The sequence below is a fragment of the Mycobacterium sp. E1715 genome, assembly GCF_001667625.1.
Classification (GTDB): domain Bacteria; phylum Actinomycetota; class Actinomycetes; order Mycobacteriales; family Mycobacteriaceae; genus Mycobacterium.
In genome coordinates, this window is sequence record NZ_LZJJ01000026.1 from 1 (window position 1) to 22,929 (window position 22,929).

The 22,929-nt window shown below is 68.2% G+C and carries 18 protein-coding genes, 1 tRNA gene and 1 pseudogene; 9 read left to right on the plus strand and 11 right to left on the minus strand.

Annotation, left to right across the window (positions count from 1 at the left end):
• From A9X03_RS30015 to polA, 4 genes are all read right to left on the minus strand, one after another.
• Window positions 1-299: hypothetical protein (locus tag A9X03_RS30015; protein WP_231975322.1), on the minus strand; the 299-nt coding region annotated here is incomplete at its 3' end.
• Between the two features lie 6 nt (window positions 300-305).
• Window positions 306-1,520: a dephospho-CoA kinase gene (coaE, locus tag A9X03_RS01455; protein ID WP_067752403.1), complete on the minus strand. Its 1,215-nt coding sequence runs from the start codon at window positions 1,518-1,520 to the stop codon at window positions 306-308.
• Between the two features lie 13 nt (window positions 1,521-1,533).
• Window positions 1,534-2,976, minus strand: coding sequence for a 30S ribosomal protein S1 (gene rpsA, locus A9X03_RS01460; RefSeq protein WP_068259345.1), 1,443 nt, complete (start codon window positions 2,974-2,976; stop codon window positions 1,534-1,536).
• 161 nt (window positions 2,977-3,137) lie between these two features.
• Window positions 3,138-5,798, minus strand: a complete 2,661-nt coding sequence (gene polA / locus A9X03_RS01465) for a DNA polymerase I (RefSeq protein WP_197695989.1) — start codon at window positions 5,796-5,798, stop codon at window positions 3,138-3,140.
• 146 nt (window positions 5,799-5,944) lie between these two features.
• On the opposite strand from polA, the gene A9X03_RS01470 reads away from it, so the two are divergent.
• Both A9X03_RS01470 and A9X03_RS01475 read left to right on the plus strand, forming a co-directional pair.
• Window positions 5,945-6,388 (plus strand): Zn-ribbon domain-containing OB-fold protein, encoded by a 444-nt coding sequence (locus A9X03_RS01470; protein WP_068259351.1) that lies wholly within the window; start codon window positions 5,945-5,947, stop codon window positions 6,386-6,388.
• Complete coding sequence (locus tag A9X03_RS01475; protein WP_067752413.1) at window positions 6,385-7,584, plus strand: lipid-transfer protein; 1,200 nt, start codon at window positions 6,385-6,387, stop codon at window positions 7,582-7,584. Before A9X03_RS01470 ends, A9X03_RS01475 begins: the two co-directional genes overlap by 4 nt.
• A gap of 82 nt (window positions 7,585-7,666) precedes the next feature.
• Here A9X03_RS01475 and A9X03_RS01480 read toward each other — a convergent pair whose 3' ends face one another.
• A complete protein-coding gene (locus tag A9X03_RS01480) occupies window positions 7,667-8,281 on the minus strand; it encodes an ANTAR domain-containing response regulator (protein WP_197498707.1) in 615 nt (204 codons plus the stop codon).
• A 114-nt stretch (window positions 8,282-8,395) separates the two neighbouring features.
• On the opposite strand from A9X03_RS01480, the gene A9X03_RS01485 reads away from it, so the two are divergent.
• Window positions 8,396-8,472: transfer RNA gene (locus A9X03_RS01485), tRNA-Leu, on the plus strand.
• A 427-nt stretch (window positions 8,473-8,899) separates the two neighbouring features.
• On the opposite strand, the gene A9X03_RS28975 is transcribed toward A9X03_RS01485, so the two are convergent.
• Window positions 8,900-9,052, minus strand: a complete 153-nt coding sequence (locus A9X03_RS28975; RefSeq protein ID WP_156670042.1) for a hypothetical protein — start codon at window positions 9,050-9,052, stop codon at window positions 8,900-8,902.
• A gap of 262 nt (window positions 9,053-9,314) precedes the next feature.
• Between A9X03_RS28975 and A9X03_RS01490 the strand changes: the two genes are divergently transcribed.
• From A9X03_RS01490 to cydC, 6 genes and pseudogenes are all read left to right on the plus strand, one after another.
• A complete protein-coding gene (locus tag A9X03_RS01490; protein ID WP_067887728.1) occupies window positions 9,315-10,655 on the plus strand; it encodes an adenylate/guanylate cyclase domain-containing protein in 1,341 nt (446 codons plus the stop codon).
• A 28-nt stretch (window positions 10,656-10,683) separates the two neighbouring features.
• A complete protein-coding gene (locus tag A9X03_RS01495) occupies window positions 10,684-11,280 on the plus strand; it encodes an HdeD family acid-resistance protein (RefSeq protein ID WP_156670043.1) in 597 nt (198 codons plus the stop codon).
• 88 nt (window positions 11,281-11,368) lie between these two features.
• A complete protein-coding gene (locus tag A9X03_RS01500; protein ID WP_067752419.1) occupies window positions 11,369-12,841 on the plus strand; it encodes a cytochrome ubiquinol oxidase subunit I in 1,473 nt (490 codons plus the stop codon).
• Between the two features lie 35 nt (window positions 12,842-12,876).
• The gene (gene cydB, locus A9X03_RS01505; RefSeq protein ID WP_068259357.1) at window positions 12,877-13,917 is read left to right on the plus strand and encodes a cytochrome d ubiquinol oxidase subunit II; all 1,041 of its coding nucleotides are present in this window, start codon (window positions 12,877-12,879) and stop codon (window positions 13,915-13,917) included.
• A gap of 74 nt (window positions 13,918-13,991) precedes the next feature.
• Window positions 13,992-15,605, plus strand: coding sequence for a thiol reductant ABC exporter subunit CydD (cydD, locus tag A9X03_RS01510; protein ID WP_067783765.1), 1,614 nt, complete (start codon window positions 13,992-13,994; stop codon window positions 15,603-15,605).
• Window positions 15,592-17,324 (plus strand): annotated as a pseudogene (cydC, locus tag A9X03_RS01515) (thiol reductant ABC exporter subunit CydC). Before cydD ends, cydC begins: the two are co-directional and overlap by 14 nt.
• Here cydC and A9X03_RS01520 read toward each other — a convergent pair.
• The 5 genes from A9X03_RS01520 to A9X03_RS01540 all read right to left on the minus strand — a co-directional run.
• Complete coding sequence (locus tag A9X03_RS01520; protein ID WP_067783768.1) at window positions 17,237-18,634, minus strand: bifunctional lysylphosphatidylglycerol flippase/synthetase MprF; 1,398 nt, start codon at window positions 18,632-18,634, stop codon at window positions 17,237-17,239. The pseudogene cydC and the gene A9X03_RS01520 overlap by 88 nt on opposite strands.
• Before the next feature lie 142 nt (window positions 18,635-18,776).
• Entirely contained in the window at window positions 18,777-19,700 is a 924-nt protein-coding gene (locus A9X03_RS01525) for an acyl-CoA thioesterase II (protein WP_068259361.1), read from the minus strand.
• A gap of 104 nt (window positions 19,701-19,804) precedes the next feature.
• Window positions 19,805-21,223: a pyruvate kinase gene (gene pyk / locus A9X03_RS01530; RefSeq protein ID WP_067752435.1), complete on the minus strand. Its 1,419-nt coding sequence runs from the start codon at window positions 21,221-21,223 to the stop codon at window positions 19,805-19,807.
• 66 nt (window positions 21,224-21,289) lie between these two features.
• The gene (locus tag A9X03_RS01535) at window positions 21,290-21,721 is read right to left on the minus strand and encodes a DUF2752 domain-containing protein (protein ID WP_067752438.1); all 432 of its coding nucleotides are present in this window, start codon (window positions 21,719-21,721) and stop codon (window positions 21,290-21,292) included.
• A gap of 29 nt (window positions 21,722-21,750) precedes the next feature.
• Window positions 21,751-22,929: prolipoprotein diacylglyceryl transferase family protein (locus A9X03_RS01540; protein WP_156746442.1), on the minus strand; the 1,179-nt coding region annotated here is incomplete at its 5' end.

Here is a 22,929-nt window from a genome sequence, read left to right on the forward strand (position 1 = left end):
ACGCCTACCGGCAGGCCTGGGAATGGGCCGACGCGACTGACTGGAAGCCCTGAGCCACCATGCCGTTCGTCGACGACATCCTCGGCCCGCGGCGGCCCTTCGTGGACGGCGGGCCACAGTCGCTGCCGGGCGTACGGCGACGCACCAGCACGATCGACACCCATCCGGATGGGGTGCGCGGCTCCGTGGCGGACCTGCGGGCGCGTGACGTGGTCGGCGCCGAGGACGGACGTGTCGAGATCCTCGGCGAGGTCCGAGTGAGGGCGCACCTCACCGATCAAGTCGTCGACGAACGGCATGGTGGCTCAGGGCTTCCAGTCAGTCGCGTCGGCCCATTCCCAGGCCTGCCGGTAGGCGTCACGAAACCACGGTTCTTTGGCGGTGATGTAGCGCACGATATCGCCATCGGCGCTCGCCGCGGCGTCCCGTTTGACCCGCGAATACTGCTCGCGCACATCGGCATTGGCGTTGAGCCAGTCGACGAAGAGCAGCGCGAATTGCTGATTGGGCCAGCCCGCCACGCGGATGTGTACGTTGGTCGGCCGCCCCGGATCCGCCGATGCATGAATCCGCTTGTGCCACAGCGCGGCGTCGTTGCTGTGGTCGAATCCCGGCGCGGTGCTGCGGGCATCGTTCTTGGCGGCGTCTTGGGTGATGTGTTCCAGGCGCGGATAACCCACCGACAACAACGGTTCGGCGAGTTCGTCGGCGAGCGCCAAGAATTCGACGGTGATCTGCACGTCGATCACGTCCTTGGCGGGCAGATCCGGCACGGCGGTCGAACCGATGTGGTCCACCCGGATCGCCCGGTAGCCGCACGCGGTCTTCAGCCGGTTGACGATGCGGCGGGCCTGATCCGGCCAGGCCGGGTCGGGCGGCACCAACCGCGCCGCCGCCCGCGCGGCCTCGCGCCGACTCAGGTTGTGCGCGAACGGCAGTATCCGGTTGTTCCACACGTCGTGGGCCCGCTGCACCAGCTCGTCCGGGCTGCCGGAGTTGTCCACCCAGACGTCGGCGACGGCGCGGCGCTGCTCGTCACTGGCCTGCGCGGCGATCCTCGCGCGGGCGTCGGATTCGGGCATGCCGCGCTGGTCGACCAGCCGTCGCAGCCGCACCTCGACGTCGGCGTACACGATGACGACGAGTGGGAACAACGGCGCCATTCCCGATTCCACCAGCAGCGGAATGTCCTCGACCACAACCGAATCCGCGGGCACCGAGGCGATGATCTCGGCGCGTCGCTTGCCGACCAGCGGGTGGACGATGCCGTTCAGCCTTTGCCGCGCCTCGTCGTCGGCGAAGGCCTTGGCGGCCAACGCGGGACGATCCAGCGATCCGTCGGGTAGCAGGATGTCGTCACCGAACGCCTCGACCAGCGCCGCCAGGCCCTCGGTGCCCGGCTCGACCACCTCGCGCGCGATGACGTCGCCGTCGACGATGACCGCACCGCACTTCGCGAAGGTGGCCGAGAGGGCCGACTTGCCGGCGCCGATGCCGCCGGTCAACCCGATGCGCAGCATGCCTGAACGCTAATCAGGCGTTGCCGGCGAGCTTCTCCCGCAGAGCGGCCAATTGGGCGTCGCTGGCCAGCGAGCCGCCGGCCGCCTTCTCCGACGGCGCGCCGTTGCCCGACGACTGCTCGGCACCGTGCCCGGCGGCCTCGGCCGCGGCGAACTTCTCCATCTGCGCGGTGTGCATCTTGTGCCGGCGCTCGGCCTCGGCGTAGCGGGCCTCCCACTCGGCGCGCTGCTTCTCGAAGCCCTCGAGCCATTCGTTGGTATCGGCGTCGAAGCCCTCAGGGAAGATGTAATTGCCCTGCTCGTCGTAGCTGTCGGCCATGCCGTACTTCGCCGGGTCGAACTCTTCGGTGTAGTCCTCGTTGGCCTGCTTGAGCGACAACGAGATCCGGCGCCGCTCCAGGTCGATGTCGATGACCTTGACCATGGCGTCGTCGCCGACGGCCTGCACGTGGTCGGGCACCTCGACGTGGCGCTCGGCCAGCTCGGAGATGTGCACCAGGCCCTCGATGCCCTCCTCGACGCGGACGAACGCGCCGAACGGAACCAGCTTGGTGACCTTGCCGGGCACGATCTGGCCGATGGCGTGCGTGCGGGCGAAGTGCCGCCACGGGTCTTCCTGAGTGGCCTTGAGCGACAACGAAACCCGCTCGCGGTCCATGTCGACGTCGAGCACCTCGACGGTGACCTCGTCGCCCACCTGGACGACCTCGGACGGGTGGTCGATGTGCTTCCAGGACAACTCGGAGACGTGCACCAGGCCGTCCACCCCGCCGAGGTCGACGAAGGCGCCGAAGTTGACGATGGAGGAGACGACACCCTTGCGGATGGCGCCCTTCTGCAGCTGGTTGAGGAACTCGCTGCGCACCTCCGACTGGGTCTGCTCCAGCCACGCCCGGCGCGAGAGCACCACGTTGTTGCGGTTCTTGTCCAGCTCGATGATCTTGGCCTCGATCTCCTTGCCGATGTACGGCTGCAGATCGCGGACCCGGCGCATCTCGACCAGCGACGCGGGCAGGAAGCCGCGCAGGCCGATGTCGAGGATCAGGCCACCCTTGACCACCTCGATGACGGTGCCCTTGACGGCCTCGTCCTTCTCCTTGAGCGCCTCGATGGTGCCCCAGGCGCGCTCGTATTGCGCGCGCTTCTTGGACAGGATCAGGCGGCCCTCTTTGTCCTCCTTGGTGAGGACCAGGGCCTCGACCTCGTCACCGACGGAAACGACCTCACTGGGGTCGACATCGTGCTTGATCGAGAGCTCGCGGGCGGGGATGACGCCCTCGGTCTTGTAGCCGATGTCGAGGAGCACCTCGTCCCGGTCCACTTTGACGATCGTCCCCTCGACGATGTCGCCATCGTTGAAGTACTTGATCGTTTTGTCTATTGCGGCAAGAAAGTCCTCGCTGGAACCGATGTCGTTGACGGCTACTTGGGGCGAGGTGACGGTGGGACTCGGCATGTGGTGGGTTGCTCCGGACAGGTTGGGTCGTAGGGACAAATCTGGGATTTACCTGTTTAGGCTACTCGACTGCGTACACGCTGGCCAAACCCGGGCGCCCCAGCCTGTGCGTTTCTGACCAGAACATGTCGTGTCGGCGAAATTCCGGGGCCGCGATTTCGCTAATGCGCGGCCGCGTCCCACGAGCGGCCGTAACCCACCGAAACTTCCAGGGGCACGTCGAGCGGATAGGCACCGCCCATCTTCTCGCGGGCGAGGGCCTCGACCTTCTCCCGCTCGCCGGGCGCGATTTCGAACAGGAGTTCGTCGTGCACCTGCAGCAGCATGCGGGACTTCAGCCCGGCCTCTTTGATCGCCCTGTCGACCTCGATCATCGCCACCTTGATGATGTCTGCGGCGCTGCCCTGGATGGGGGCGTTCAGCGCGGCCCGCTCGGCGGCCTCCCGCACCTGGCGGTTGCTGCTGTCCAGCTCGGGCAGGTACCGGCGGCGGCCCAGCACCGTCGAGGTGTAACCGTCCTTGCGGGCCTGCTCCACGACGTTCATCAGATAGTCGCGCACGCCGCCGAACCGGGCGAAGTAGGCGTCCATCTGCTCCTTGGCCTCCTCGGTGGAGATCTTCAGCTGCTGCGACAGCCCATACGCGCTCAACCCGTAGGCAAGCCCGTACGACATCGCCTTGACCCGGCGGCGCAGCTCGGAGGTGACCTCCTCGATCGGCACCCCGAACGCCCGCGAGGCGACGAACGAATGCAGGTCCTCCCCCGTGTTGAAGGCCTCGATGAGGCCCTCGTCCCGCGAGAGGTGCGCCATGATCCGCATCTCGATCTGGCTGTAGTCGGCGGTCATCAGCTCGCTGTAGCCGTCGCCCACCACGAACGCGTCCCGGATCCGCCGGCCGGCTTCGGTGCGGATCGGAATGTTCTGCAGGTTCGGCTCGGTCGACGACAGCCGTCCCGTCGCCGCGATGGTCTGGTTGAACGTCGTGTGGATGCGCCCGTCGGAGGCCACCGAATTCAGCAACCCGTCCACCGTCACCTTCAGGCGGGTGGCGTCGCGGTGCGTCAGAAGGTGTTGCAGGAACGGGTGTCCGGTCTTGTCGAACAGCGACTGCAGGGCGTCGGCGTCGGTGGTGTAGCCCGTCTTGGTGCGCTTGGTCTTCGGCATCTCCAGCTCGTCGAAGAGCACCGCCTGTAACTGCTTCGGCGAACCCAGGTTGATCTGCTTGCCGATCACCGCGTAGGCCGCTTCGGCGGCGTCGCGGATCTGGTGGGCGAAATCGCTCTGCAGGGCGCCCAGCAGATCCAAATCGACTGCGATGCCGGTGTGTTCCATCCCGGCCAGCACCCGCTGCACCGGCAGTTCCATGCCGCCCAACAGCGACGTGGAGTTGATGCGGGCCAGCTCCTCGTCGAGCGCGTCGGCCAGGTCCAGCACCGCCACGGCCCGCAGGATCAGGGTCTGCACCGCCTGGTCGTCCGTCCCCTCGGGATCGTCGAGCAGCGAAAGCTGTTGCTGCTCAGCGGTTTCCGCGCGCAGCTCGCGACGCAGGTAGCGCAGGGACAGGTCCTCGAGGGAGAAGCTGCGCTGCCCGGGACGCACCAGGTAGGCGGCCAGCGCGGTATCGGAGGTCACGCCGGCCAGCGTCCAGCCCCGGCCGGCGAGGTCGTGCATCGCCAGCTTTGCCTCGTGCAGCGCCTTGGGCGGACCCGGATCGGCCAGCCAGGACGCCAGCGCCGCCTCGTCGTCGGGATCCAGGGCGGAGGTGTCGATGTAGCGGCCCTCGCCATCGGCGGACACGATGGCCAGCGCGGTGGCGTCGGCGTCGTAGGCCAAGTGGGTGCCGACGACCGCCAGGCCGAACCGCTTGCCCGAGCTGTGCTCGGCCAGCCACACGGCCAGCTCGCCGGGCTGCAGCGCCCCGCCGCGCACGTCGAATCCCGCGTCGACCTCGGGCTCGACGGCGGCCAGCGTGTCGAACAGCCGGTCGCGCAAGACCCGGAACTCCAAGTCGTCGAACAGGCGGTGAATCTGGTCGCGATCCCACGGCAGCATGCGCAGCGTGTCCGGGGTCTGCGCCAGCGGCACGTCCTTGACCAGGTCGGTGAGCTCGCGGTTGCGGATCACGCCGGCGAGGTTGGCCCGCAGCGCGTCGCCGACCTTGCCGCGCACCGATTCGACGTTGTCCACCAGCCCCTGCAGCGAGCCATATTCGGCGATCCACTTGGACGCGGTCTTCTCCCCCACGCCCGGGATGCCGGGCAGGTTGTCGCTGGGATCGCCACGCAGGGCCGCGAAGTCCGGGTATTGCGTGGGGGTCAACCCGTATTTTTCGACGACCGCCTCCGGCGTGAACCGGGTGAGCTCGCTGACGCCCTTGCGCGGGTAGAGCACGGTCACGTCGTCGCTGACCAGCTGCAGGGAGTCCCGGTCGCCGGTGACCACCAGGACGCGGAAGCCCTCGTTCTCGGCCTGGGTGGCCAGCGTCGCGATCAGGTCGTCGGCCTCGAACCCGGGCTCGGCCAGCACGGTGATGCCCAGCGCGTTCAGCACTTCCTTGGTGATGTCGATCTGGCCGTGAAACTCGTCGGGCGTCGACGAGCGGTTCGCCTTGTATTCGGGGTACCGCTCGGAGCGGAACGTCTGACGGGACACGTCGAACGCCGCGGCGACGTGCGTGGGGGCCTCGTCGCGCAGCAGGTTGATCAGCATCGCCGTGAAGCCGTAGACCGCGTTGGTGGTCAGGCCGCCGCGGGTCTTGAAGTTCTCGGCGGGCAGCGCGTAGAACGCCCGAAACGCCAGCGAATTGCCGTCGAGCAACATCAGTGTCGGCTTGGTTTGTTCCTCGGTCTTCTGAGCGGGCGGAGCGGGCACGGCTATCACTCTAGGCACCCCGACCGACGAGCCAGGCGCTGCCGCAGAACTGCAACACGTTTCAGTTTTGTGTTGGGCCTGGGTAGTCTGGCCGAGTGTCAGAGGTCACCAGCCAAGAACCCGCGATCGACGGATGGTTCGCCACCGACGAAGGCGGCCACCCGCACCTGATCGGCGCCAAATGCCCGGAGTGCGGCACCTACGTCTTCCCGCCCCGGGAGAACAACTGCCCCAACCCCTGCTGCGCCAGCGACACGCTGGAGGCCGTCGCGTTGTCGACGCGGGGCAAGTTGTGGAGCTACACGGAGAACCGGTATCCGCCGCCGCCGCCCTACCCCGCCCCGGATCCCTTCGAGCCCTTCGCCATTGCCGCCGTGGAGCTGGCTGAGGAAGGGCTGATCGTGCTGGGCAAGGTGGTCGAGGGCACGCTGGCCGCCGATTTGAAGGTCGGCATGGAGATGGAGCTGACCACGATGCCGCTGTTCACCGACGACGACGGCGTGCAGCGCATCGTGCACGCGTGGAGGATCGCCTCATGAGCCCTGAACCGCTCTACATCCTGGGCGCCGGCATGCACCCCTGGGGCAAGTGGGGCCGCGACTTCACCGAATACGGGGTCGTCGCCGCCAGGGCCGCGCTGGCCGAGGCCGGCCTGGACTGGCGGCAGATCCAGTTGGTCGCCGGCGCGGACACGATCCGCAACGGTTACCCGGGCTTCATCGCGGGGTCGACGTTCGCCCAGAAGCTCGGCTGGAACGGTGTCCCGGTCAGCTCGAGCTACGCCGCGTGCGCCAGCGGCTCGCAGGCACTGCAGAGTGCGCGCGCCCAGATCCTGGCCGGCTTCTGCGACGTCGCGCTGGTCATCGGCGCCGACACCACGCCCAAGGGCGCGTTCGCCCCGGTCGGCGGGGAACGCAAGAACGACCCGGACTGGCAGCGGTTCCACCTGATCGGCGCGATGAACCCGGTGTACTTTGCGCTGCTGGCCCGCCGGCGGATGGACCTCTACGGCGCGACGGCCGAGGACTTCGCCCAAGTGAAGGTCAAGAACTCCCGCCACGGCCTGCAGAACCCGAATGCCCGCTACCGCAAGGAGGCTTCGGCCGACGACGTGTTCGCCAGCCCGGTGGTGGCCGACCCGCTGCGGCAGCTCGACATCTGCGCCACCTCCGACGGCGCAGCGGCCCTGATCGTGGCCAGCGCCGAGTTCGCCCGCAAGCACCTCGGCTCGCTCGACGGCGTCCCTTCGGTACGCGCCGTCAGCACGGTCACCCCGCGTTACCCTCAACACCTACCCGAATTGCCCGACATCGCAACGGATTCCACCGCTGCCGTGCCCGCGCCGGACCGGGTGTTCAAGGATCAGATCCTCGATGCGGCCTACGCTGAGGCGGGCATCGGGCCCGAGGACGTCAGCCTGGCCGAGGTCTACGACCTGTCCACCGCGCTCGAGCTCGACTGGTACGAGCACCTCGGGCTCTGCCCCAAGGGTGAGGCCGAGGCGCTGTTGCGCAGCGGCGCCACGACGATCGGCGGCAAGGTCCCGGTCAACCCCTCGGGCGGACTGGCCTGCTTCGGCGAGGCCATCCCCGCGCAGGCCATCGCCCAGGTCTGCGAGCTGACTTGGCAGCTGCGCGGTCAGGCGACCGGCCGGCAGGTGGAGAACGCGACGGTGGGCATCACCGCGAACCAGGGCCTGTTCGGCCACGGCTCCTCGGTGATCGTCGCGCGCTGACGGCGCATCGACGGCGAATGTGCAACGGCGGCGGCCTCATTCGGCATGTCGTCGCCCTGAGCGCACGCTCGACGGCCGGGCGCTACTCGTCGTCGGTGTCCAGCGTTTCCAGGACGACTTCGGCGACCCGCTTCATGGTGGTCCGCCGGTCCATCGCGGCGCGCTGAATCCACTTGAACGCCTCTGGCTCAGTCATGCCCTGCTTGGTCTGCAGTAGCCCCTTGGCGCGCTCGACGAGCTTGCGGGTCTCCAGCCGCTCGGACAGCGTCGCCACTTCGCGCTCCAGCTCACTGATTTCGGCGAAGCGGCTCACGGCCAGCTCGATGGCCGGAATCAGGTCGCTGATCGTGAAGGGCTTGACCAGGTAGGCCATCGCGCCGGCGTCGCGGGCGCGTTCGACCAAGTCCCGCTGGCTGAATGCGGTCAGGACCACGATCGGGGCGATGCGCTTGCTGGCGATCTCCGACGCCGCGTCGATCCCGTCGCGGCGCGGCATCTTGACGTCCATGATCACCAGGTCGGGCCGATGGCGCTCGGCCAACTCGACGGCTTCCTGGCCGTCGCCGGCCTCCCCGACGATCTCGTAACCCTCCTCTCGCAGCATCTCGGCGAGGTCCAGTCGGATGAGCGCTTCGTCCTCGGCGATCAGGACCCGGCGCGGCACAGCGGCGTCGGTGTCGGTCGTGGGGCCTGTCATGACGGACATTGTGTCGTGAACGCCTCGAACCAGCGACCTCGGGGGCGGTGAGACGGGGCCCGGCACCAAATCCTTTATGGTGGGAGGCTGCCTCTAACGTATGAGGCCGGGTAAGCCCTCGTATCCCAACTGGCAGAGGAAACGGACTCAAAACCCGTCCAGTGTGGGTTCGAATCCCACCGAGGGCACCACGAACCGCAGGGACTGGCGACCGACGATTCCCCGGGCGCGCACCGACGGCGGGGGGCCCCACACCGATCCCCTCGGCGTGATCCCGCCCCCGCCATCCGCGCCTCGTGGCAAACCGCTCGGGGCCGATGTGGGCTTCTCCGATACCGATGTTGCGCCTCCGCGGCGGGTAGCAAGCCTCCGGCTTGGGAAACGCGCGAAATGCGTGCCAAAGGTATGGAATAAGGCCGAATTGAATACCGCGCACAATTTAGTGTGGACATTGCGTTCAACGGCGGCGCGGGGGCTCATGTTGAATTCATATTTTTTTCGCTAACCGGCGGCTCACCCCGCCGAAACATAATTAACAACGGCCCCCATCGACCCCTCGCGTGGGCGCCGCTCAGCGACCTCGGGCGAGCCGGGCGCCGGTACGGAGTGGCCGCCGCGTTAGCGGCTGATGCACACCTGTTCCTCGGAGTGCACCACGTTGACCTGCATCGGATCATTCTGCATGGAGTCGGTGGCCACCCGCAACAGCGAGGCCGCGCCGCCGCACCCCACCCCGCATGCGGGAGTTGCCGCAGCGGTGCACGCAAGCATTAGCGCGATCCCAATCCTGCTGCGCAGACTTGCCATCCCGCACCCCCGCATTAGAGGAACATATGACCCACATCACAGCCCGACATATGTTTAATAACACGCCAGAAAATTTTGTAAAACCCTCCAGCCGGAAAATTCTTTTTACAATTTTTTTCCGGTCATGCTGACGCCACCCATCGGTCGGCACCCGGTGCGGCGCCGGAGCCCCAATTCGCCGGCCGACGGGCCGACAAACCCGAGCTCAGCGGGTTACAGTTTGAACGTGGCGGCTAAGAAGTGCGGTGCCCCACCGATGTCAGTTGGCGAGCCGAGACGCCCGGACTGCGTGGCTGCGGTGCGGGCGCAGACCCGCGACCGCAACCAGCACTACGTCGCCAGCGCCGCGCGCCGCGCCCGGATCTTGACCATCACCGCATGGCTGGCCGTCCTGGTGAGCGTGAGCTTCGTCCTGGTGCAGATCCTGGGCGGATCCTGGCTGTGGCAGGTGAGCTCGATCAACGTCCTCGGCGCCATGGTCTTCGCGATGGTCCCGTGGCTGCAGCGCTTCGGCGAACTCGTCGCCCCGCTCACGTTTTTGGGCGCGGCCTACGTGTCGGTCTTCGCCAGCTGCGTCGACGTCGGCACCGGGTCGGGCGCTCAGTTCTTCTTCCTGGTCGGCGCCTGCATCGTCGTGCTCCTGCTGGGAATCGAGCACATCGTCTTGGCGTCCGCACTGGCGGCCGTCGCCGCGGGCCTGATCATCGCCGTCGAGTTCCTGATCCCCCGCGACACCGGCTTGCAGCCCGCGTGGGCCCAGTCGGCCGGTTTCGTCATCACCGCGATCTCGAGCGTCGTGATGGTCGTCGTGACGGTATGGTTCGCCCTGCGCGACACCGCCCGCGCCGAGGCCGTGATGGAGGCCCAGTACGAGCGCTCCGAAGCGCTGCTGGCCAACATGCTGCCGGCCAGCATCGCCGAGCGGCTCAAGGAGCCGGACCGCAGCGTCATCGCCGACAAGTACGACGTTGCCTCCGTCCTGTTCGCCGACATCGTCGGATTCACCGAACGGGCCAGTGCCACGGCCCCGGCCGACCTGGTGCGCTTCCTCGACCGCCTCTACGGCGCCTTCGACGCGCTGGTGGACAAGCACGGGCTCGAGAAGATCAAAGTCAGCGGGGACTCCTACATGGTGGTCAGCGGGGTGCCGCGCGCCCGCCCCGATCACGCGCAGGCGCTCGCGGACTTCGCCCTCGACATGGCCAATGCCGCCGCCGGACTGAAGGATCCGCACGGCAACGAGGTCCCGCTGCGGGTGGGCATGGCGTGCGGGCCCGTGGTCGCCGGCGTCGTGGGTTCTCGCCGCTTCTTTTATGACGTGTGGGGGGACGCCGTCAACGTCGCGTCTCGGATGGAGACCACCGACTCGGTCGGCCGAATTCAGGTGCCCGAAGCCATGTACGAGCGTCTCAAGGATGAGTTCGTCTTGCAGGAGCGCGGCCACATCGACGTCAAAGGCAAAGGCGTCATGCGCACCTGGTATCTGATCGGGCGCAAGGCGGCCGGCGAATCCGGCGAGGAAAACAGCGACCTGCTGGCCGCGGATTCGCGCACCGCCCACGTGTAGCCGAAGTGCCCTATACCCGGGGCGGCGTTTGTGTCACACTGCGGCCATGCAAACCACACCCGGACCTCCCCCTGCTCCAAGTCTGTTGCCGCATCTGTGGAAATCGGCCCTGTTATCGGGAATCCTGTCGCTGGCGCTCGGCGTGTTGGTGTTGGCGTGGCCGGGAAAGACGATCCTGGTCGCCGCGGTCGCCTTCGGAATCTATCTGTTGATCAGCGGCGCCGCCCAGGTGTTCTTCGCGTTCACCCTGCACGTCTCGGCGGGCAGCCGGATTCTGCTTTTCATCAGCGGCGCCGCGTCACTCATCTTGGCGCTGTTGGCTTTTCGCCATTTCGGTCAGGGTTACGCAATCCTGTTGCTGGCCATCTGGATTGGCATCGGATTCATCTTCCGCGGCGTCGGCACGACGGTTTCGGCCATTCAGGACCCGCTGCTTCCGGGGCGGGGATGGTCGATCTTCATCGGGGTGATCAGCCTGCTTGCGGGCATTGTCGTGCTGGCGTCGCCGCTCGAATCGATTGTCACGCTGGCGCTCGTGGTCGGGGTGTGGTTCGTCGTCATCGGCGTCTTCGAGATCGTCTCGTCCTTCGGCATCCGCAAGGCTTCCAAGACACTGACCTCATGACGGCGGCTCTCGCTAGCGCCGGCCCTGACCCTTCTACTACACTTCGTAGTAGCCGTGCCCACGGCTCCGCTGTTTCGGGAGATGACAGATGAATGTCGTCGATATTTCACGGTGGCAGTTCGGTATCACGACCGTCTACCACTTTATCTTCGTGCCGCTCACGATCGGCCTGGCGCCGCTGCTCGCTGTCATGCAGACGGTGTGGGTGGTCACCGACAACGTCGCGTGGTACCGCCTCACCAAGTTCTTCGGCAAGTTGTTCCTGATCAACTTCGCCATCGGCGTGGCGACGGGGATCGTCCAGGAGTTCCAATTCGGGATGAACTGGTCGGAGTATTCGCGGTTCGTCGGCGACATCTTCGGCGCGCCCCTGGCCATGGAGGGGTTGTTCGCGTTCTTCTTCGAGTCCACCTTCATCGGGTTGTGGATCTTCGGCTGGGGCCGCCTGCCGAGACTGGTCCATCTGGCCTGCATCTGGATCGTCGCGATCGGCGTCAACGTGTCCGCGTTCTTCATCATCGTGGCGAACTCGTTCATGCAACATCCGGTCGGCGCGCACTACAACCCGGCCACGCACCGGGCCGAGCTGGACAGCATCACCGCGCTGCTGGGCAATAACACTGCGCGGTGGGCGTTTACCCACACGGTGACCGGCTCGTTGCTGACCGCGGCGACGTTCGTCGCGGCCGTCGGCGCGTGGTTCCTGGTCCGGTCCCGCCGCCCGGAAACCGCCACCCCCGCCGCCGAATCGAACGCGCGCACCATGTTTCGGCCCGCGGTCATCCTGGGCTGCTGGGTCGTGCTGCTCGCCGCCGTCGGCCTGTTCTTCACTGGCGACCGCCAGGGCAAGCTGATGTTCGTTCAGCAACCGATGAAGATGGCGTCGGCGGAATCGTTGTGCGGCACCGAAACCGACCCGGACTTCTCGATCCTCACCGTCGGCACGCACAACAACTGCGACAGCGTCACCCGGGTGATCGAGGTTCCCTACGTGCTGCCGTTCCTCGCCGAGGGCCGGACCAGCGGCGTGACGTTGCAGGGCGTCCGCAATATCCAGCAGGACTTCGAACAGCGATTCGGCCCGAATGACTACCGGCCCAACCTGTTCGTCACCTACTGGTCGTTCCGCGCGATGATCGGTTTCCTGGCGGTGCCCATCCTCTTCGCGCTCGCGGCGCTGTGGCTCACCCGCGGCGGCCGGGTGCCCAACCAACGCTGGTTCTCCTGGCTGGCGCTGCTGACGATTCCCACGCCGTTCCTGGCGAACATCTCCGGGTGGGTGTTCACCGAAATGGGCCGGCAACCCTGGATCGTCGCCCCGAATCCGACCGGCGACCAACAGGTTCGGTTCACCGTCCACGAGGCCGTGTCCAACCATGTGCCCGGCATGGTCATCACGTCGCTGGTGACCTTCACCCTGGTCTATGCGGTGCTTGCGGTCATCTGGTTCTTCCTGCTCAAGCGCTACATCACCGAAGGGCCGCGGGAGCACGACGCCGAGCCGGCTCCCCCGCCGGCGCCCGGCGACGACGAGGTGGCCCCGCTTTCGTTCGCGTACTAGCCCTGGATCCAGGCACTCAGGAAGGGAGCTGACCGATGGGACTGCAGCAATTGTGGTTCGGCATAATCGGATTGCTGTTCCTCGGCTTCTTCGTTCTGGAGGGCTTCGACTTCGGCGTGGGCATGCTGATGGAACCGCTCGCGCGCGTCGGCATCGGTGAGCCCGAGCCGATCCGACGCACCGCGCTCAACACCATCGGCCCGATCTGGGACGGCAACGAGGTCTGGCTGATCGTCGGCGGCGCAGCGATGTTCGCCGCCTTCCCGGGCTGGTACGCCACGGTGTTCTCGACGCTGTACCTGCCGCTGCTGGCCATCCTGTTCGGCATGATTTTGCGGGCCGTGGCGATCGAATGGCGCGGCAAGATCGACGACACGAGGTGGCGGGGCTGGGCCGATTTCGGCATCGCGGCCGGGTCCTGGCTGCCGGCGATCCTGTGGGGGGTGGCCTTCGCCATCCTGGTCCGCGGCCTGCCGGTGGACGCCGACGGCCAGGTCCACCTGTCGATCACGGACGTGCTGAACGCCTATACGCTGCTGGGCGGCTTGGCCACCGCCGGGCTGTTCCTGTTCTACGGCGCGGTGTTCATCTCACTGAAGACTTCCGGCGCCATCCGCGACGACGCCCACCGGCTGGCGGTGTGGTTGTCGCTTCCGGTGACCGGACTGGTTGCGGCGTTTGGGATCTGGACGCAACTCGCCCATGGCAAGAACTGGACCTGGCTGGTGCTCGCGATGGCGGTGGTGGCGCAGCTGGCGGCGGTGCTGCTGGTTTGGCGGCGCCTGTCCGACGGCTGGGCGTTCGCCTGCACCGCGACGGTCATCCTGTCGGTGGTGATCCTGCTGTTCGGCGCGCTCTACCCGAACCTGGTGCCCTCGACCCTGAACAAGCAGTGGAGCCTGACCATCTACAACGCCTCGTCGACGCCCTACACCCTCAAGGTCATGACGTGGGTGACGGCCTTCATGGCTCCGCTGACGGTGGTGTACCAGGCGTGGACGTATTGGGTGTTCCGGCAACGAATCTCGGCGGATCGGATCCCGCCGTCCATCGGCCTGGCGAGGCGGGTGTCCTGAGCGCGACCGACTCGCCACCCGGTTCGAGAGCGCGGGGCCCGTTGGACCCGCGACTGTGGCGGGCATCGATCGCGCTGCGCCGCTACCTGACCGCGACCATCTGCTGCGGCGTGGTGATCTCCGGGTGCGCGATCGGCTCGGCGATCGTGCTGGCGAACGTCGTCGCCCGCGCCGTCGGCGATCACTCGGCGCGCGGCCTGCACGCCTGGATGGGACCGCTGTCGATTCTCGTGCTGCTGTGGACGCTTCGCACGCTGGCACAGTGGCTGCAGGCCCGGTTGGGCCAGCGCGGCGCCAGCGCGGTCATCGCCGACCTGTCCGGTCAGGTGCTGACGGCGGTGACCGCCCGGCAGCCCGGTGAACTCGCCGCCCAACGGGACGCCGCCGCCGTGGTGGTCACGCGGGGTCTCGACGGCCTGCGTCCCTACTTCACCGGATATCTGCCCACACTCGTGCTCGCCGGGATCCTGACCCCGGCGACCGTCGCCGTCGTCGCGCTGTACGACCTGAAATCGGCGGCGATCGTGGCGATCACCTTGCCGCTCATACCCGTATTCATGGTGCTGATCGGCCTGGCCACCGCCGACCGGTCGGCGGCCGCCCTGGCCGCCATGACGACGCTGCAGGGGCGGCTGCTCGATCTCATCGCCGGCATCCCCACGCTGCGGGCGCTGGGCCGCGCCCGCGGACCCGAACGGCGCATCGCCGAACTCGCTGCGGCGCATCGCCGCTCGGCCATGGCCACGCTCCGGATCGCCTTCTTGTCGGCACTGGTGCTGGAATTGCTGGCGACACTGGGCGTGGCGCTGATCGCGGTGGGGATCGGACTGCGGCTGGTGTTCGGTGAGATGACGTTGGCGACCGGCCTCACGGTGCTGTTGCTGGCGCCCGACGTCTACTGGCCGCTGCGCCGAATCGGTGTCGAATTCCATGCCGCCCAAGACGGCAGGACCGCCGCCGACAAGGCCTTCGCCCTCATCGGCGAGCCGACTCCCCCGCGGACCGGGGATCGGACCGTCACCGCCCGCGGGGCGGGGATCCGACTCGACGGGCTCAGCGTCGCGGGGCGCGACGGTCAGGCGCCGCGCGACCTCACCGCGCTCATCGAGCCGGGCGCGGTGACGGTACTGACCGGACGCAACGGCGCCGGCAAAAGCACGGCGCTGCAGGCGATCACCGGGATCACCGCACCGACGTCGGGCCGCGTGACGGTGGCCGGCATCGACGTCGCCGACCTGGAGCCGGCCGCATGGTGGCGGCAGTTGTCCTGGCTGCCGCAACGCCCGGCGCTCGTCCCGGGCACGGTGCGGGACAATCTGATGCTGTTCGGCGAGCTGGACGACCTGGAGACGGCCTGCGCGGCTTCGGGTTTCGATGCGGTGTTGGCCGACCTGCCGGAGGGGCTGGGTACCGTGCTGGGCCGCGGCGGCGTCGGCCTTTCGCTGGGGCAGCGGCAACGGCTCGGCCTCGCCCGGGCGCTCGGGTCGGCCGCGCCGGTGCTGTTGCTCGACGAGCCCACCGCGCACCTGGACGCCCGCGCCGAGCGACGCGTGCTGCGGGCCATCGTGGAGCGTGCCCGCGCCGGTGCGACCGTCGTGGTCGTCGGGCACCGCGAGCCGGTGCTGGCCATCGGTGACCGGGTGGTGGAGGTGGCCGCCGACAGTGGGGCGCGTTATGCCGCAGTCTGATCCGCTCCGGGCGGCCGCGCCGCTGCTGCGCCCGAGGCTCGCCCGCATCGTGGCGGCGATCGCGCTGGGCGTGCTGTCGCTGGGCAGCGCGCTGGCGCTGGCCGGTGTCTCGGCCTGGCTGATCACGCGGGCCTGGCAGATGCCGCCGGTGCTGGACCTCTCGGTCGCGGCCGTCGCGGTGCGCGCGTTCGCCATCTCGCGGGCCGTGTTGCACTACTGCGAGCGTTTGGTCACCCACGACGCCGCGCTGCGGGCCGCCGGCACCGCCCGGGCGCGGATCTACGATCGGCTGGCCCGCGGGCCCGCGGCGGCCGCGGTCCGACTGCACAGCGGCGAGCTGGTGGCACGCGTGGGCTCCGACGTCGACGAACTGGCCAACGTGCTGGTGCGTGCCGTGGTGCCGATCGGGGTCGCCGCAGTGCTGGGGCTGGCGGCGACCGCCGTGGTGGCGGCCATCTCGCCGCAGGCGGGGGCGGTCCTGGCGATCTGCCTGCTGCTTACCGGCTTCGTCGCGCCGCGGTTTGCGGCCAGGGCCGCGGCCCGGCAGGAAAGCGTTGCCCGGCAGCATCATTCCGAGCGGGACACCTCGGCGATGGTCGCCCTCGAGCACGCGCCCGAGCTTCGCGTGGCCGGCGTGCTCCCCCGCGTCATCGCCGAATCCCAACGCCGTCAACGGGCGTGGGGCGCCGCGCTCGATGCCGCGGCCAGGCCGGCCGCCTTCGCCGAGGCCGTGCCCACCGCCGCGATCGGGGTCAGCGTGCTCGGCGCCGTGGTGGCCGGCATCGGGTTGGCGCCGTCGGTCGCGCCCACCACCCTGGCCGTCCTGATGTTGTTGCCGCTCTCCGCCTTCGAGGCGATGACACCGTTGCCGGCCGCCGCGGTCCAGCTGACGCGGTCGCGCATCGCCGCGCGCCGGCTGCTCGACCTGACGGCGACCGATCACGCGCAACCCGAAAACCCCACGGCGGCGGCCCCGCCCGAGCCGACCGCAGTATTGTCGGCCGACATTCACTCCGGCCACACCGAGGCCACCCGCTCGAACCGCATCACACTCGACCTGCCCCCGGGTGCCCGGCTGGCCGTTACCGGCGCCAGCGGCTCCGGCAAGACCACGCTGTTGATGACGCTCGCCGGGCTGCTCCCCCCGCTGCAGGGACGGGTGACGCTCGGCGGCACCGACCTCTTAGAGTTCGAGGAAGGGGAATTACGGCGCGCGGTCGGCTTTTTCGCTGAGGACGCGCACGTGTTCGCCACCACCGTCCGAGACAACCTGCTGGTCGCCCGGGGCGACTGCCGGGACGACGAACTGGCGGCCGCCCTGGATGCGGTCGGGCTTGGCGCGTGGCTCGCGGGTCTGCCCGACGGCCTGTCGACGGTGCTGACCGGTGGGGCGCAGGCGCTTTCGGGCGGTCAGCGCAGGCGGCTGCTGCTGGCGCGCGCCGTGCTCTCACCCGCCCGGATTCTGTTGCTCGACGAGCCCACCGAGCACCTGGACGCGGCCGACGCCCAATCGATCCTGCGTGACCTGCTCGGACCGGATTCTGAGCTGGTGGCCGCCGGCCGCACCGTGGTGGTGGCCACCCACCACCTACCCGACGGCATCGGGTGTGGCGAACTGCGCGTGGACGCCCTCAGAGATGTCGCCGGCGCGGCATGAACTCCAGCGACAGTAAGACGATCAACAGCGTGACGATCTGGGTCATCGACACCAGGGCGTAGCGCCGGGCGTCGAGCGCGTGGAACTTACGCACGTACCGGTAGAGCGACTCCAGCGCGATCAATGGGTCGAGGACGTGGATCAGCCGATAGAAAACGCGCTGGGCGCGGCTGCGGTTCTTCTCGTCGAAGATCTCCGGGAACGCCGCGAAGGCAAGAGAAAGCCGTTGTGCGCCAATCTCTTTGCCGGCCATGATCATGTCGATGCTGAGCCGCTCGTCGATGCCGTTGGGGGCCCCGCGCCTGCGCCACGGCACGTCGAGGGTGATGTCGCTGCCGCCGCCGGCCGTCGCATACCGGTGGAAGCCCTGCACGGTGCCCGAGGCGTCCCGGGCGAGGATCAGCTGGATGCCGGGGAAGCGTCCCTCCAGCACGCCGTCGAGGTTCATGTGGAACCCGCGTTCGGTGTGTGCCGCCTTGCTCGACGCCCGCACCACCTCGGTCAGCTCGGCCAGTTGCTCACTGGTGAGCTCCTGTTCAGAGACGATCTCGGTGGTGATGCCGCAGTTGTGCGAGCGCTTCACCGCCTGGCGCAGGTTGCGGAACTTGCGGCCCACCATGTCGAAAGTGGCTACGTCGACGACCACGTCGCGACCGATCGGCACGGCGCGCAACGACTGTCCGAGCAGCGCGGCGTCGCTCCACAATCCCAGCCTCCGCTCGCTGCAACCCACGACCGCGATCCGCCATCCGTGGGCGTGGCACATGGCGGCGAAGTCGGCGACCAGTTCGGGGAATCGAGACTCGTCGCCGATCGGGTCGCCGCCGACCACCGCGATGCCCAGGCGCGTCCGGTAGGCCAGCGCCGCGCCCCCGTCGGCGGTGAAGTGGTAGCTCTTGCCGGTCTGCATCGCAAACGGCGCCAGCGGGTCGTCTTTGGTGGCCTGGATCAACCCCCAGATCCGGGGCAGATCCCCGGGACGCGGGTGCGACGCCGTCGGCCACATCAGGATCACGCCGGAACCGGCGATCACCAGGTCGCCGAGCAGATCGAAGGACAGCACGTGCAGCCCCAGGCCGGCCAGCACGAACCCGGCGGCCGCGGCGGCGTGCAGGGCCGTCACGGGACGGCCCAGGAAGATGCCGCGCGCGATCCACGCCACCGCCACCAGCACCGTCAGCGACCAGGCCAGCCGATCCGTGTAGTGCCACGCGGGCTGGTGATGGTGGCGAACGAGGATCTCGGCCAACCAGCAGGTGGCACTCAACAGCGCCAGGGCCCCGATCAGCCGGGCGGCCCGCGAATCGACCGAGACGACCACGCGTTCCCGCCCGCGAGCCTTCGCTGAGGCGTCGACCAACGGCCCGCTCACACTCACCTCCCGATGCGCTGTCATTCCAGCTGGGCGGCTGTCTGCCGCCACTGCACCGAATACCCGGCTGCTATGAACTTACGCCCGGTCCGGGCCCTGACGGGCCCAAATCATGGCGATGTCCTGCGGGTATTCACCCGGTCTATCGGCGGGTGGGCGGAAAGTATTTCAGCACCCCTTCTTGCACCACCGTGGCGAGCAGCTGCCCGGAGCGGTCGAAGAAATGGCCGGTGCCGAGCCCGCGCGAATCCGCGGCCACCGGCGACGATGTCGCATACAACACCCAGTCGTCGAAGTTGACCTGCCGGTGAAACCACACCGAATGGTTGGCGGAGGCGGCGAAGATACGGTCGAACCCCCAGGACAGCCCATGCCTGGTGATCACCGAGTCCAGCACCGTGGTGTCCGAGGAGTACACCATGGTCGCGGTGTGCAGGACCGGGTCGTCCGGCAGTTTGCCGCCGGCCTTCATCCAGACCCGGTTGTGCGGCAGCCGATCGCCCTTCTGCCGCATCACCCACGCCGGGTCGTTGGTGTAGCGCCACTCGATCGGCTGCAGGGCGTTGACGAAGTGCGGAACGGTTTCCTCGTAGCCGCGCAGCAGCTCGCTGATCGGCGGCTGCGTTTCGGGCTCGCCGACCTGCGGCGGGTCCAGACCGTGCTCGAGGCCCGGGCCGCCGGACATGTAGGAGATCATCGCGGAGGACAGCAGCACGCCGTCCTGCACGGCGTCCACGCGCCGATTGGCGAAGCGCCGCTCGTCGCGCAGCCGCGTGACGTGGAATTCGATGTCCTTGGCGGTGTCGCCCCCGTTGACGAAGTGCACGGACAGCGCGCTGGGCGGCAGGTCCCCCCGGACCAGGGTGCGGCTGCTCGCGACGAACGACTGGGCCATCAGCTGGCCCCCGAACGTGCGCATCGGGTTCTTGGTGGGATGAGACCCGACGAAACGGTCGTCGGCGACCCGGGTGAGGTCGAGGGTCGCAAGCAGTTCCTTGAAATCGGAATCGGTGCTGATCGCGGCCTCTCCTTGGCTCGATGGCCCGCCCGGACGGGCTAGCTTCATCGCCCGGCTTTTCCTCAGTCCGCTAGGCGGACCGCATCGTCGTCGGGCTGGCTTCATTGCCCGACTCCTCCTCAGTCCGCTAGGCGGACCGCATCGTCGTCGGGCTAGACGTCGTCCTCCCCGATGCGGTGCACATGGATGAGGTTTGTCGACCCTACTGTGCCAGGTGGCGCGCCGGCCACGATCACCACCAGGTCACCGCGCTTGTAGCGACCCAGTTCCAGCAGCGACTTGTCGACCTGACGGATCATGCCGTCGGTGGACGTCATCATCGGGACGATGAACGTCTCGGTGCCCCAGGTCATGGCGAGTTGGCTGCGGACCTCGGGCCACGCCGTGAACGCAAGCAGCGGCAGCGGGGTGTGCAGGCGCGCCAGCCGCTTGACGGTGTCGCCGGACTGGGTGAAGGCAACCAGCGCCTTGGCGTCCAGGCGCTCGCCGATGTCGCGGGCGGCGTAGGAGATCACCCCGCGCTTGGTGCGCGGCACGTGCGTCAGCGGCGGGGCGGCGGTGGAGTTGTCCTCGACGGCGCAGATGATCCGCGCCATGGTCCGCACGGCCGCCAGCGGGTACTTTCCCACCGACGTCTCGCCAGACAGCATCACCGCGTCGGCGCCGTCGAGCACGGCGTTGGCGACGTCGGAGGCCTCGGCGCGCGTCGGCCGGGAGTTCTCGATCATGGAGTCGAGCATCTGGGTCGCCACGATGACGGGTTTGGCGTTCTCCCGGGCCATCTGGATGGCCCGCTTCTGCACCAGCGGCACCTCTTCCAGCGGCAGCTCGACGCCGAGGTCACCGCGGGCCACCATGATGGCGTCGAAGGCCAGCACGATCGCTTCCAGATTGTCGACGGCTTCCGGCTTTTCCAGCTTGGCGATCACCGGCACCCGCCGCCCGACCCGGTCCATCACCTCGTGCACCAGCTCGACGTCGGACGGCGAGCGCACGAAGGACAGAGCGACAAGGTCCACACCGAGATCCAATGCGAACGTGAGATCCTCGATGTCCTTCTCCGACAAGGCCGGAGCGGTCACATTCATCCCCGGCAGTGACATGCCCTTGTTGTTGCTGACCGGGCCACCCTCGGTGACGGTGCAGATCACGTCGTCGCCATCGATGCCTGCAACGACCAGTCCGATGTTGCCGTCGTCGACCAGCACCCGGTCACCGACCGCGGCGTCCGCCGCCAGCCTCTTGTAGGTGGTCGACACGCGGTCGTGGGTGCCCTCGCAGTCCGCGACGGTGATGCACACGGTTTCGCCGTCGGCCCAATACGTGGACCCGGTGGCGAAACGGCCCAGCCGGATCTTCGGCCCCTGGAGGTCGGCGAGCACACCGACCGCGCGGCCGGTGGTGTCGGAAGCGGCCCGCACCCGCTCGTAGGCGGCCTTGTGGTCGGAGTAGTCGCCGTGGCTGAAGTTCAAGCGGGCGACGTCCATTCCCGCCTCGACCAGCGCCAGAATCAGCTCGTCCGAATTTGTCGCAGGGCCAAGGGTGCAGACGATCTTTCCGCGTCTACTCACGCCGACCCAGCATAGTCGCGTGGGCCCCCCACGGTCCGACTTAACGGGTTGTCGCGCCGCGAGCGGCTACCCACTCTGAATCGCCGGAAACAGCGGGAAGCCGGGCAGGTTACGCACCACCGTCCACGCGATGACGGCCAGCACCATGGTCAGCCAGGCCGCCGTCGACAGCGCGGCTTTGCCGCGGCCACGGCGAACCAGTAACCATCCGGCCAGCATCGGGATGCCGACCAGCAGGAAAACATTGTCGTTGACGGCGGCGGCCAGGTGGCCGTGCAACAGGTCGTGGGTCATCCGCAGGCCCCCGCAGAACGGGCAGTTCCACCCGGTGAGCCACTTGAAGGGGCATTGCGGATACAACGAATTCGTGTTGTGCGGGTCGACCAGCCCGACGTAGCCCAACGCGCCGCCGAGCAGTGCGGCGGTGCCGGCGGCGACGTAACGGCCCGGGCCGTGACGCCGTTCCACCGCTTGGCCGGCGGAATGCGGTTGCGTCACGTTCTCAGCATGCCAGACCGAGCCGGCCGCTAGCGGTTCGACGGCCGATTCCTTCGCAGCCTCCAGCGGCTGCGTGGCGTCGTGTACGGCTCGGCGGCCGAGGCCGGTTCGGCCGAGTCCTGTGCCGGCTTTGGCTCGGGTTCGGCGGCTTCGGGTTCCTCGGCTTCGGGCTCTTCGGCTTCGGGCTCTTCGGCTTCGGGCTCTTCCGCCTCTTCGGCGTCTTCGGCTTCGGCCTCTTCGGCTTCGGCGTCTTCGGCTTCGGGCTCTTCCGCCTCTTCGGGTTCTTCTTCGTCGGCCTCTTCGGCCTCTTCGGCTTGGGGCTCTTCTTCGTCGACCTCTTCGGTTTCAGCCTCGGACTCTTCGGCTTCGGCTTCCCCGGGCTCCGCCGCCTCGGCACTGACCGTCTCGGCCTCCGCGGTTTCCGGCTCGTCGGCCTCGTCGGCTGCGTCGTCCTTGTCCGTTTCCGCGGCGTCGGCGGATTCGGTGCCCGCCGCGCCCGCCGCCGTCGACGACCCGGCGGCGACGGTCGCAAGCTCGTCCGCCGGCTCCTCTGCCACCGATTCCTCGGCCTCCTTGCCGCGCAGGCTCTCGGGGGCCTCCCGTCCCTTCGGCGCCACCATGATGTACACCACGGCCCCGATGAACACGAAAGTCGATGTGAACGAATTGATCCGGATGCCCGCGATATGGGTGGCGGTGTCGTCGCGGAGCAGCTCGACGCCGAACCGCCCGATGCAGTAGCTGGCCACATACAGCGCGAACAGTCGCCCGTGGCCCAGCGCGAATCGCCGGTCCGCGTAGATCAAGATGGCGAAAACCAGGACGTTCCAAATCAATTCGTACAGAAAGGTCGGCTGCACGACGAGTGCCACCTGACCCGTCGAGACACCGTCCAGCGAATGCGGGTCGACGTATCCCGATGGGTCGCGGCGGTAGAAGATCTCCAGACCCCACGGCAGGGTGGTTTCGCGGCCGTAGAGCTCCTGGTTGAAATAGTTGCCCAGCCGGCCGATGGCCTGCGCCAGGACGAGTCCCGGGGCCACCGCGTCGGCGAAGGCGGGCAGCGGAATGCCGTGCCGCCGGCACCCGATCCACCCGCCCACACAGCCGAGCGCCACCGCGCCCCAGATGCCCAGCCCGCCGCAGGGTGTCTGGCACCTCGGGCCCCTGCCCATTCGCGCGTACGCGCTGTTCATCATCACCGGGAT